This window comes from Pseudomonas sp. BYT-1 (assembly GCF_023611805.1).
GTDB classification, from domain to species: Bacteria; Pseudomonadota; Gammaproteobacteria; order Pseudomonadales; family Pseudomonadaceae; genus Aquipseudomonas; species Aquipseudomonas guariconensis.
Genome location: NZ_CP072559.1, coordinates 3,930,355 through 3,942,641, shown reverse-complemented (window position 1 = coordinate 3,942,641; position 12,287 = coordinate 3,930,355). Strand labels below are relative to the sequence as shown.

At 63.2% G+C, this 12,287-nt stretch carries 11 protein-coding genes; all 11 read left to right on the top strand.

Annotated elements, in window-relative coordinates:
• Positions 1-40 precede the first annotated feature (40 nt).
• The 11 genes from J5X93_RS18280 (at position 41) to J5X93_RS18230 (ending at position 12,022) form a co-directional block, all read left to right on the top strand.
• Positions 41-931 carry an NAD(+) kinase gene (locus tag J5X93_RS18280; protein WP_043206793.1) on the top strand — a complete coding sequence of 297 codons (891 nt, stop codon included), beginning with the start codon at positions 41-43 and terminating at the stop codon, positions 929-931.
• Positions 931-1,902: a metallophosphoesterase gene (locus J5X93_RS18275; RefSeq protein WP_090343828.1), complete on the top strand. Its 972-nt coding sequence runs from the start codon at positions 931-933 to the stop codon at positions 1,900-1,902. Before J5X93_RS18280 ends, J5X93_RS18275 begins: the two co-directional genes overlap by 1 nt.
• On the top strand, positions 1,899-2,771 hold the full coding sequence (locus J5X93_RS18270) for a rhomboid family intramembrane serine protease (RefSeq protein ID WP_250033787.1): 873 nt from the start codon (positions 1,899-1,901) through the stop codon (positions 2,769-2,771). The genes J5X93_RS18275 and J5X93_RS18270 overlap by 4 nt, the downstream gene beginning before the upstream one ends.
• Before the next feature lie 13 nt (positions 2,772-2,784).
• Entirely contained in the window at positions 2,785-3,045 is a 261-nt protein-coding gene (locus tag J5X93_RS18265) for a YeaC family protein (RefSeq protein WP_043206786.1), read from the top strand.
• On the top strand, positions 3,042-3,872 hold the full coding sequence (locus J5X93_RS18260; RefSeq protein WP_043206785.1) for a DUF2797 domain-containing protein: 831 nt from the start codon (positions 3,042-3,044) through the stop codon (positions 3,870-3,872). Before J5X93_RS18265 ends, J5X93_RS18260 begins: the two co-directional genes overlap by 4 nt.
• Before the next feature lie 13 nt (positions 3,873-3,885).
• Positions 3,886-6,543, top strand: coding sequence for an aminopeptidase N (gene pepN, locus J5X93_RS18255; RefSeq protein WP_250033784.1), 2,658 nt, complete (start codon positions 3,886-3,888; stop codon positions 6,541-6,543).
• A 260-nt stretch (positions 6,544-6,803) separates the two neighbouring features.
• Entirely contained in the window at positions 6,804-7,832 is a 1,029-nt protein-coding gene (locus J5X93_RS18250; protein WP_043206780.1) for a WD40/YVTN/BNR-like repeat-containing protein, read from the top strand.
• Positions 7,829-10,231: an efflux RND transporter permease subunit gene (locus J5X93_RS18245; protein WP_090343835.1), complete on the top strand. Its 2,403-nt coding sequence runs from the start codon at positions 7,829-7,831 to the stop codon at positions 10,229-10,231. The genes J5X93_RS18250 and J5X93_RS18245 overlap by 4 nt, the downstream gene beginning before the upstream one ends.
• Before the next feature lie 104 nt (positions 10,232-10,335).
• Entirely contained in the window at positions 10,336-10,623 is a 288-nt protein-coding gene (locus tag J5X93_RS18240) for a DUF5629 family protein (protein WP_043206779.1), read from the top strand.
• Positions 10,592-11,719, top strand: a complete 1,128-nt coding sequence (locus tag J5X93_RS18235; RefSeq protein WP_434968408.1) for a lactonase family protein — start codon at positions 10,592-10,594, stop codon at positions 11,717-11,719. The genes J5X93_RS18240 and J5X93_RS18235 overlap by 32 nt, the downstream gene beginning before the upstream one ends.
• A 123-nt stretch (positions 11,720-11,842) precedes the next feature.
• Positions 11,843-12,022, top strand: coding sequence for a hypothetical protein (locus J5X93_RS18230; RefSeq protein WP_043206774.1), 180 nt, complete (start codon positions 11,843-11,845; stop codon positions 12,020-12,022).
• Positions 12,023-12,287: the final 265 nt, after the last annotated feature.

Genomic DNA, 12,287 nt, shown 5'->3' with positions numbered 1-12,287 from the left:
GGCCATCCGTCACCCCGCCGCAGAGCCTTGCAGGAGCACCATGGAGCAATTTCGCAATATCGGTATCATCGGTCGCCTTGGCAGCTCCCAGGTGCTGGACACCATTCGCCGACTGAAAAAATTCCTGATCGAGCGCCACCTGCATGTGATCCTCGAGGACACCATTGCCGAGGTGCTGCCCGGCCATGGCCTGCAAACCTCCACACGCAAGCTGCTGGGCGAGGTCTGCGACCTGGTCATCGTGGTCGGTGGCGACGGCAGTCTGCTCGGCGCGGCTCGCGCCCTGGCTCGACACAACATCCCGGTGCTGGGGATCAACCGCGGCAACCTGGGCTTTCTCACCGACATCCGTCCCGACGAGCTGGAGACCAAGGTCGCCGAGGTGCTCGACGGCCACTACCTGGTGGAAAACCGCTTCCTGCTGCAGGCGGAGGTACGTCGCCACAACGAGGCCATCGGCCAGGGCGATGCGCTCAATGACGTGGTGCTGCACCCAGGCAAGTCGACGCGGATGATCGAGTTCGAGATCTACATCGATGGCCAGTTCGTCTGCAGCCAGAAGGCCGACGGCTTGATCATCGCCACCCCCACCGGCTCCACCGCCTACGCGCTCTCCGCGGGTGGGCCGATCATGCACCCCAAGCTCGATGCCATCGTCATCGTGCCGATGTACCCGCACACTTTGTCCGGGCGGCCGATCGTGGTGGACGGCAACAGTGAACTCAAGATCGTCGTCTCCCAGGACCTGCAGATCTACCCGCAGGTCTCGTGCGACGGCCAGAACCACTTCACCTGCGCCCCAGGCGACACCATCACGGTAAGCAAGAAACCGCAGAAGCTGCGCCTGATCCATCCGCTGGACCATAACTACTACGAGGTGTGCCGCACCAAGCTCGGCTGGGGCAGCCGTCTGGGGAGTGGAGGCGACTGATGTTCGATCCGGCACGCAGTTTCGACATCATCGGCGATGTACACGGTTGTGCCCTGACCCTGGAACGCCTGCTCGACGCCATGGGCTACAAGCGCCAGGGGGGCGTGTGGCGCCATCCTCGCCGCCAGGCGCTGTTCCTCGGCGATATCGTCGATCGCGGCCCGCGCATCCGCGAGGCCTTGCACATCGTCCATGACATGGTCGAAGCCGGGCAGGCCTTCTGCATCATGGGCAATCATGAGTACAACGCCCTGGCCTGGGTCACTCCGGCGCTGCCAGGCAGTGGCAAGACCTACGTGCGCGAGCACACCCCGCGCCACGCTCGGCTGATCGACGAAACCCTGACCCAGTTCGCCCAGCACCCAGGTGACTGGCACGATTTCCTGCAATGGTTCTATGAGCTGCCGTTGTTCGTCGACGCTGGGCGCTTCCGCCTGGTCCATGCCTGCTGGGACCCGGGGCTGATCGAGCCGCTGCGTCGGGAGTACCCGAACGGGTGCATCGATGAGCATTTCATCCAGGCCTCGGCGGTCTCCGGTAGCTTTGCATCTACCGTGTGCAACCGCCTGCTGCGCGGTACCGACATGCGCCTGCCGGACGGTCTGACGCTGACCGGTGGCGATGGTCTGACTCGCGCCTTCTTCCGCACCAAGTTCTGGGAAGAAGACCCTCAAACCTATGGAGACATTGTGTTCCAGCCCGACGCCCTGCCCGAGGACGTGGCCCGCACGCCCCTGAGCCACAGCCAGAAAAACGCCCTGCTGCGTTACGCCGAAGACGAGCCGTTGCTGTTCGTCGGTCACTACTGGCGCAGCGGCCGCCCGGCCCCGATCCGCGGCAACCTGGCCTGCCTGGATTACAGCGCCGTGCTCTACGGCAAGCTGGCGGCCTACCGCCTGGATGATGAAACCCGCATCGACCCCCACAAGTTCGTCTGGGTCGACGTCGAACGCCCGCAGGCCAGCCAATGAACGTGATCGCCGCAATGCGCCTGCCGCTGTCGGTCGACCTGGGCGGATTCGTCAAGATGTTGCGCCGGTTGCAGGTCCCGCACCGGGTGGTCGAGCAGGGACAGGAGCAGATCCTCTGGGTGCCGGAGTCGCTGGCCGAGGACGTGCGCGAGCTGTATCAGCGCTATCCCGAGGGCAACGACGAAATCCAGTTGCCCGAAGAAGCGCTCGCGGGCATGGCCCAGCGTCCCTCCCTGGCTGAGCAGGCCCGGGCCTGCAAGATCACCGCCGGGATGCTGCTGGCGTGCCTGGTCGTCGCCGTGCTGACCGGTCTGGGTGACAACCTGTCGACGGTTGGCTGGTTCACCTTCCTGGATTTCCGAGTGCAGGGCCAGTACCTGTACTTCACCTCGCTGGAGCAAGGCTTGGCCGAGGGGCAGTGGTGGCGGCTGGTGTCGCCGATGCTGTTGCATTTCGGTGTGCTGCACCTGGCCATGAACGCCCTGTGGTACTGGGAGTTGGGGCGGCGCATCGAGTTGCGTCAGGGCCCTTGGGCGTTGCTGGGCCTGACCTTGCTGTTCAGCCTGGTGTCCAACCTGGCCCAGCATTACACCAGCGGCCCCAGCCTGTTCGGCGGCTTGTCCGGTGTGCTCTACGGTTTGCTCGGGCATGTCTGGCTGTACCAGTGGCTGGCGCCCAGCCCGTTGTTCAGCCTGCCCAAGGGCGTACTGGTGATGATGCTGGTGTGGCTGTTGATCTGCCTGACCGGCGTGGTCGGCCAGCTCGGCTTCGGCCAGATCGCCAATGCCGCCCACGTCGGTGGACTGCTCATCGGATGCCTGACCGGGCTCTTGGGCGGGGCCCTGGCACGGCGTAAACTGTCGGCTTGATTTAGGAGATGTTATGTCCACCTTTGCGCAAATGATCGAAAACATCACCCCCGAGATCTACGAGAGCCTGAAACTGGCCGTGGAAATCGGCAAATGGGCTGACGGCCGCAAGCTGACCCCGGAGCAGAAAGCGCTGTCGCTGCAGGCGGTGATCGCCTGGGAGATGAAGAACCTGCCCGAGGAGCAGCGCACCGGCTATATGGGCCCACAGGAGTGCGCGTCGAAATCGGCACCGGTCCCCAACATCCTGTTCAAGTCGGACTCGGTACATTGATCGAACTCGCTCGTGGCTCTCTGAGCAAAATGGCGGTGCGCCTGGAAGCACCGGTTGTCCAATACGCCTTTCGCCTCGGTGAGGAGCAGGTGCCGGTCAATCCACTGATCGGCAAGACCCTGCGCCTGGAGTACCTCGGCGCCATCCACTGCACCCACTGCGGCAAGCGCACCAAGACCAGCTTCAGCCAGGGTTACTGCTACCCCTGCATGACCAAGCTGGCCCAGTGCGATGTCTGCATCATGGCCCCGGAAAAATGCCATTACGACGCCGGCACCTGCCGTGAGCCGTCCTGGGGCGAGCAGTTCTGCATGACCGACCATGTGGTGTACCTGGCCAACTCCTCGGGTATCAAGGTCGGTATCACCCGCGCCACCCAGCTGCCCACCCGCTGGCTCGACCAAGGCGCCAGCCAGGCCTTGCCGATCCTGCGCGTGGCCACCCGGCAACAGTCTGGCCTGGTCGAGGATCTGCTGCGCAGCCAGGTACCGGACCGTACCAACTGGCGAGCGCTGCTCAAGGGCGACGCCGACGTGCTCGACCTGCCAGCCATCCGCGAACAGATCTTCGATGCCTGCGCCGAAGGCCTGCAGGGCTTGCAGGCGCGCTTTGGCCTGCAGGCGATCCAGCCGCTGGCCGACGCCGAAGTGGTCGAAATGCGCTACCCGGTCGAGGCCTATCCGAAAAAGATCGTGAGCTTCAACCTGGACAAAGACCCTGTGGCTGAAGGCACGCTGCTGGGCATCAAGGGCCAGTACCTGATCTTCGACACCGGTGTGATCAACATTCGCAAGTACACGGCCTATCAATTGGCCGTGCACCAGTAAAAGGACCAGCACGATGCGTACCGAACAACCGCAAGTGATCTACCTCAAGGATTACCAGGCGCCTGAGTACCTGATCGACGAGACGCACCTGACGTTCGAGCTGTTCGAGGACCACAGCCTGGTCCATGCGCAGTTGGTCATGCGCCGCAACCCGGCCCGGGGCGCTGGTCTGCCGCCGCTGGTGCTCGACGGCCAGCAACTGGAGCTTCTGAGTGTGCAGCTGGATGACCAGACGCTGGCCACCGGCGACTATCAGGTCGATGACGACAGCCTGACCGTGCAGCCCAAGGCCGAGCGGTTCACCCTCGATACCAGCGTGAAGATCCATCCAGAGAGCAATACCGCGCTCGAAGGCCTGTACAAGTCCGGCAAAATGTTCTGCACCCAGTGCGAGGCCGAGGGTTTTCGCAAGATCACCTACTACCTCGATCGCCCGGACGTGATGAGCAAATTCACCACCACCGTGATCGCCGAGCAGCATCGCTACCCGGTGTTGCTGTCCAACGGCAACCCGGTCGGCAGCGGACCGGCCGAGGACGGTCGTCACTGGGCAACGTGGGAAGACCCGTTCATGAAACCGGCCTACCTGTTCGCCCTGGTGGCCGGTGACCTGTGGTGCGTCGAGGACACCTTCACCCGCCAGTCCGGTCGTGACGTGACCCTGCGTATCTACGTGGAGCCGGAGAACATCGACAAGTGCGACCACGCCATGGTCAGCCTGAAGAAGTCCATGCGCTGGGACGAGGAGGTCTACGGCCGTGAATACGACCTGGACATCTTCATGATCGTCGCGGTCAATGACTTCAACATGGGCGCCATGGAAAACAAGGGCCTGAACATCTTCAACTCCAGCTGTGTGCTGGCGCGTGCCGAAACGGCCACCGACGCCGCCCACCAGCGGGTCGAGGGGGTGGTGGCCCACGAGTACTTCCACAACTGGTCGGGCAACCGGGTGACCTGCCGCGACTGGTTCCAGCTGTCGCTCAAGGAAGGCTTCACGGTGTTCCGCGACGCCGAGTTCAGCGCCGACATGAACTCGCGCACGGTCAAGCGCATCGAGGACGTAGCCTACCTGCGCACGCACCAGTTCGCCGAGGACGCAGGTCCCATGGCCCATCCGGTTCGCCCGGACAGCTTCATCGAGATTTCCAACTTCTACACCCTGACCGTGTATGAAAAGGGTGCCGAAGTGGTGCGCATGGTCCGTACCCTGCTGGGCAGCGAAGGCTTCCGCAAGGGCAGCGACCTGTACTTCGAACGTCATGACGGCCAGGCCGTGACCTGCGATGACTTCATCAAGGCTATGGAAGACGCCAACGGCGTGGACCTGACCCAGTTCAAGCGTTGGTATAGCCAGGCCGGCACGCCGCGCCTGGAGGTCAGCGAAGCCTATGACGCTGCCGCGCAGACCTACAGCCTGACTTTCCGCCAGAGCTGCCCGCAGACCCCGGACAAAGCCCAGAAGCAACCGTTCGTGATCCCTGTGGAACTGGGCCTTTTGGACGCCCAGGGCAACGACCTGCCACTGCGCCTGGCCGGCGAAGCTGTACCGCAGGGCACCAGCCGCGTGTTGTCGGTGACCGAAGCCGAGCAGACCTTCACCTTCGAAGGCATCGCCGCCAAGCCACTGCCGTCGTTGCTGCGTGGTTTCAGCGCGCCGGTCAAGCTGAGCTTCCCCTACGATCGCGACCAGTTGATGTTCCTCATGCAGCACGACAGCGATGGCTTCAACCGCTGGGAAGCGGGTCAGCAGCTGTCGGTGCAGGTGTTGCAGGAGCTGATCGGCCAATATCAGCGCGGCGAGGCCCTCAAGCTCGATCAGCGGCTGATCACTGCCCTGGGCACGGTACTGGGCAATGCGTCGCTCGATGCAGCGATGGTCGCCGAGATGCTGTCGCTGCCCGGTGAGGCGTACCTGACCGAGATCAGCCAGGTGGCCGACGTCGATGCCATCCATGCAGCCCGTGAATTCGCTCGCAAGCAGATCGCCGAGCAGCTGTTCGACGCCCTGTGGGCGCGCTACCAGGCCAACCGCGAAGTCTCCAGCAAGACCCCTTATGTCGCCGAAGCCGAGCACTTCGCGCGCCGCAGCCTGCAGAACATCGCCCTGTCGTACCTGATGCTCACCGGCAAGCCGCAGGTGTTGCAGGCGACATTGGAGCAGTTCGAGCACTGCGACAACATGACCGAGCGTCTCACCGCCCTGGCGGTGCTGGTCAACTCGCCGTTCGAGGCCGAGCGCGCCAAGGCCCTGGACGCCTTCGCCGAGCACTTCAAGGACAACCCGCTGGTCATGGACCAGTGGTTCAGCGTGCAGGCCGCCAGCCCCCTGCCGGGTGGCCTGGCGCGGGTCAAGGCGCTGATGCAGCACCCGGCCTTCACCCTGAAGAACCCCAACAAGGTGCGTGCGCTGATCGGTGCCTTCGCCGGGCAGAACCTGGTGAACTTCCACGCCGCCGACGGTTCGGGCTACCGCTTCCTGGCGGACCTGGTGATCGAGCTCAACGCCCTCAACCCGCAGATCGCTTCGCGCCAGTTGGCGCCGCTGACCCGCTGGCGCAAGTACGACGATGCGCGCCAGGCTCTGATGCGTGGCGAGCTGGAGCGCATCCTGGCTTGTGGTGCGCTGTCCAGCGATGTGTATGAAGTGGTGAGCAAGAGTCTGGCCTGAACCGGACTGACAGGGGCTGCTGGGCAGCCCCATTGCAGGCTTCGTCAGCCCCTATCAACCTAGGTGGGAGCTGGCGAAGCCTTCGATGGGGCGCAGCAGCCCCTTTCTTTTGCTTAACAAAACATAACGTCCCGCTCGTTGTTTTCCCGCCGATATCCCCGATAGGATGGCCCCAAAGCCATTGCAGTGCTCTGGAACAGGGTTTTCGCAGCACCTGCCAATAGGCTCACCCACTACAAGAACACAAAAGGGGAGCGGTCATGAGAGACCGGATTAGGGCGCGTGCCCGGCGTGGTGCCTGGCCACTGGCGGCCAGCATGTGGCTGGCGCTGGCCATCTCGACAGCAGCAGGTGGTGCCCAGGCCGCCGCTGCCGAGGAGTACTCGGTGGAGTCGGCCAGGGCCAGCCAGAGCCTGCTGATCGATGCCGCCAATCTCGGTAAACGGCTAGTGGTGGTCGGCGACCGTGGCCATATCCTGTTCTCCGACGACCAGGGCAAGACCTGGACCCAGGCCCGGGTGCCCACCCGGCAGTTGCTCACGGCAGTGTTCTTCCTCGACGACAAGCGCGGCTGGGCGGTCGGCCATGACGCCCAGGTGCTGACCACCAACGATGGCGGCGCCACCTGGAGCAAACAGTTCGAAGACCTCGCGCGCGAAGCACCATTGCTCGACGTGACCTTCCTCGATGCCCAGCATGGATTTGCCGTGGGTGCCTATGGCGCCCTGATCGAGACCACCGATGGCGGCCAGCACTGGCAGGACATCGCCGAGCGGCTGGACAACCCCGATCAGTTGCACCTCAACGCTATTGCCAGCATCAAGGATGCGGGCCTGTTTATCGTCGGCGAACAGGGCAGCATGTTCCGTTCCAGCGACAACGGCCAGAGCTGGTCGCGCGTCGAAGGCCCCTACGAGGGGTCGCTGTTCGGCGTGATCGCCACTGCTCACCCCCGCACGCTGCTGGCCTACGGCCTGCGCGGCAACCTGTTCCGTTCTACTGATTTCGGCGATACCTGGCAGCCGATCGCGCTCAAGGCTGCCCGTGGCTCGCTGGAGTTCGGCCTGGCGAGCGCCACCTTGCTCAAGGATGGCAGCCTGGTTCTGGTGGGCAATGGCGGCACGGTACTGCGCAGCCGCGATGACGGCCAGAGCTTCACGGTCTACAACCGCGCCGACCGTCTCGCCCTGTCGGGCGCCGCGGAGCTTGCCAATGGCGGTCTGCTGTTGGTGGGCCAAGGGGGCGTGCACCTGGCCACCGCTGAAGGCGCAGAGGAGGGGCAGCAATGACCAGCCGGGAGAGTTTCGATATGCACCAGCACCATCATCAAGACAAGGCGACCTTGCTCGAACGGCTGATCTTCAACAATCGGCCGGCCGTCATCGCCCTGTGCCTGCTGGTGAGCATCTTCCTGTTCTGGCAGGCCACGCAGATCCGCCCGTCTACCAGTTTCGAGAAGATGATCCCGCTGCAGCACCCGTTCATCGAACAGATGCTCGAGCACCGCAATGACTTGGCCAATCTCGGCAACACCGTGCGCATCTCGGTGGAAGCGGTCAATGGCGATATCTTCGACAAGGACTACATGGAGACCTTGCGCCAGATCCATGACGAGGTCTTCTATATTCCGGGCGTCGACCGGGCTGGGCTCAAGTCGCTGTGGAGTCCGAGCGTGCGCTGGACCGAGGTGACCGAAGACGGCTTCGCCGGCGGCGAGGTGATCCCCAACACTTACAATGGCTCGGCCGAAAGCCTCGACGAGCTGCGCGACAACGTGCTCAAGTCCGGCCAGGTCGGGCGTCTGGTGGCCAACAACTTCAAGTCCAGCATCGTCGACGTGCCGTTGATGGAGAGTTACCCGGACCCTCAAGACCAGAGCAAGCAGGTCAAGCTCGACTACCAGCAGTTTTCCCATCAGCTGGAAGAGAAGATTCGCGACAAGTTCCAGGCCCAGAATCCCAACGTGAAGATCCACATCGTCGGTTTCGCCAAGAAAGTCGGTGATCTGATCGACGGTCTGGTGATGGTGGTGATGTTCTTCGGCGTGGCCCTGGCCATCACCTGGGCACTGTTGTACTGGTTCACCTGGTGCATCCGCAGCACCATCGCCGTGCTCATCACCACCTTGGTGGCCGTGGTCTGGCAGTTGGGGCTGATGCATGCGGTCGGCTTCGGGCTGGATCCGTACTCGATGCTGGTGCCGTTCTTGATCTTCGCCATCGGCATCTCCCACGGGGTGCAGAAAATCAACGGCATCGCCTTGCAGTCGAGCGGAGCCGACAACGCCCTGACCGCTGCCCGGCGCACGTTCCGGCAGCTGTTCCTGCCGGGCATGATCGCCATCCTGGCCGATGCCGTGGGCTTCATCACGTTGCTGGTGATCGACATCGGCGTGATCCGTGAGCTTGCCATCGGTGCGTCGATCGGCGTGGCGGTGATCGTCTTCACCAACCTGATTCTGTTACCGGTAGCGATTTCCTACGTAGGCATCAGCCAAAAGGCCATTGCCCGCAGCAAGAAGGACGCCACCCGCGAACACCCGTTCTGGCGCCTGCTGGCCAACTTCGCCAGCCCCAAGGTGGCGCCTGTGTCTATCGCCCTGGCCCTGGCGGCCTTTGCCGGCGGCCTGTGGTACAGCCAGAACCTCAAGATCGGCGACCTTGACCAGGGCGCGCCGGAGCTGCGTCCTGACTCGCGCTACAACCAGGACAACAACTTCATCATCAGCAATTACTCCACCAGCTCCGACGTGTTGGTGATCATGGTCAAGACCCCGGCCGAGAGCTGCTCGATCCATTCGACCATGGCTCCGATCGACGAGCTGATGTGGACCATGGAGAACACCCCCGGCGTGCAGTCGGCGATCTCCTTGGTGACCGTGTCCAAGCAAGTGATCAAAGGCATGAACGAGGGCAGCCTGAAATGGGAGACCCTGTCGCGCAACCCGGACGTGCTCAATAACTCCATCGCCCGCGCCGATGGCCTGTACAACGCCGATTGCTCCTTGGCGCCTGTGCTGGTGTTCCTCAACGATCACAAGGCCGAGACGCTGGAGCGGGTGACCGCGGCAGCCCAGGCCTTTGCCGACAGCCATAACAAAGAGGGCCTGCAGTTCCTCCTGGCGGCCGGTAACGCGGGCATCGAGGCGGCCACCAACGAAGTGATCAAGTCGGCCGAGCTGACCATCCTGGTGCTGGTGTACCTGTGCGTGGCAGTGATGTGCCTGATCACCTTCCGCTCGTTCGCTGCAACGCTGTGTATTGTCCTGCCACTGGTGCTCACCTCGGTGCTGGGCAACGCCCTGATGGCCTTCATGGGCATCGGCGTCAAGGTTGCCACCTTGCCGGTGGTGGCCCTGGGCGTGGGGATCGGCGTGGACTACGGCATCTACATCTACAGCCGTCTGGAGAGCTTCCTGCGGGCAGGGCTGCCGCTGCAGGAGGCCTACTACGAAACCTTGCGCTCCACCGGCAAGGCGGTGCTGTTCACCGGCCTGTGCCTGGCCATCGGGGTGTGCACCTGGATCTTCTCGGCGATCAAGTTCCAGGCGGACATGGGCCTGATGCTGACCTTCATGTTGCTGTGGAACATGTTCGGCGCGCTGTGGCTGCTGCCGGCGCTGGCGCGCTTCCTGATTCGTCCGCAGAAGCTGGCGGGCAAGGCGGGTGGGTCGATCTTCGCACATTGATCCGGAGGGGGGCCGCTTTGCGGCCCTCCGCAGGCGTGACTCGCGGCCACAGCTCTCGCGTCGCCGAGGCTATAATGCCGGTCCATTTCTCTGCGGACCTTTCCATGACCACCCTTGCCACTGCCCTCGAATCCTGTGACATGCTGCTGATCGATGGGCTGCATGCCTTCGATTTCACCTTCGACGCCGATGGCCTGTCGGTCGAATGCATGGACGGCCGTCAACTGCGCCGTTGGCGCTTCACGCCAGAGCAAGTCGCCGCCGCAGTCGCCGAGGGCGATCAATGGCTGCTCGACGATGCCGACGGTGAGCATCGGCTAGTCTGTATGGATGCCTTGCGCGCCTCGGAAGATGACGACGATGAAGATCTGGAAGAGCCTGCTGACCGCTAGTCTCATGGGCCTGACGTTCAACGCACACGCAGGCGTGCTGTTAGTCGGTAGCTATACCGATGGCGCCAGTCAGGGGCTCTATCGCTATAGCTTCGATACCCGCAGCGGCCAGATCGACCCCACGCCGCTGCAGGTGGTCAAGAGCGTGAGCCCCTCGTGGCTGGTGCTCTCGGCTGACCAGCGCTTGCTGTTCGTGGTCAACGAAACGCCCCAAGGCCACGTGAGCAGTTTTTCGCTGGGCACCCAGGGCCAGATCAAGCCGCTCAACCAGGTGGCCAGCCGTGGCGACGAGCCGACCCATGCCAGCCTCAGTCATGACCAGCGCTACCTGTTCATTGCCAACTACGCTGTCGCACCTGTGCCGGGGGGGAGCCTGGTGGTGATCCCGGTGACACGGGACGGCACGCTCAAGGAGGCGGTCCAGCAGCTGCGCCATGCCCCGAGCAAGGTCAATCCCGAACGTCAGTCCGGTGCCCATGTGCACTCGGTGGTGCTTTCGCCCGACGGTCGCCACCTGTACGCCAGTGACCTGGGCGCCGACAAGGTATTCATCTACCGCTACGACGGTGCCAGCCCCCAGCATCCCTTGAGCCCGGCGATCCCCGCTTCGGTGGCCTTGCCTGCCGGCAGCGGCCCGCGTCATCTGTTGTTCGACGCCAAGGGCCGGTACGCCTACCTGACCTTGGAAATGAGCGGCGAGGTGGTGACGTTCGAGGCCCAGGACGGCAACCTGATCGAACGCCAGCGCCTGCCCCTGACCGAGCAGCAGGATGCTGCGGCCAAGGCGTCCGGAGGGCTGCACTTGTCGGCCGACGGCCGATTCCTCTATGTCAGCAACCGCGGCACTGCCAACGAGATCGTGGTGTATGCGGTGGGCAAGGATGACGGCCAGTTGAGCCTGTTGCAGCGCCGCTCGGTGGAGGGAGACCACCCCCGGGAGTTCGCCCTCGATCCGAGTGGCAACTTCTTGCTGGTGGCCAACCAGAAGAGCAACCAGATCGTGGTCATGCGCCGCGACCCACGCAGCGGCAAGCTCGGCGAGACCATCCAGACCCTGTCCCAGGACGCGCCGTCGGACCTCAAGTTTCTCGAGTGACTATCAATCGGCTTGATAATCGCTACTGGCGCAATGAATTTCTGCGGGCCTCCCTGGCGGCGTAAGTTTGACCCAAGGCCAACAACGGCCATCGTCAAACCATCGAAGTCGAGGACAGCCCGCATGAACTTCAATCTCTTCCCGGTCATTGCCGCTTCCGCCATTTCCGCCTCTGTCGTCCTGCCTGCCCATGCTCAGGTCGAAGTGCGCGGTAAATCGTCTGTCACCCAGAGCTATACCGAAAAGTACCTGCAGCAAAGCGCGCATTTCCATGCAGCCCTGGGCGGAAAACACGCACATTGATTCGTAGAAGGGGTGGTAGTAGCACAACGCCATATGTTTAAATTTGACGCTGTATTTTTGACTCCGGAGGTGGAGCATGATGTGGCGTATCGCGGCGGTGGTGCTGTTGCTGTTCTCTTCGCCGATCCTGGCTATCTGAAAGATACAAACGCCGGTCTCGGGTCGCTGCGCCGGCCTCTTCGCGGGTGAACCCGCTCCCACAGGTCCTTCGGTGCTCTCAAGCACACCGCTGTGCCTGTGGGGACGGGCTTATCGAGGCGTCGAG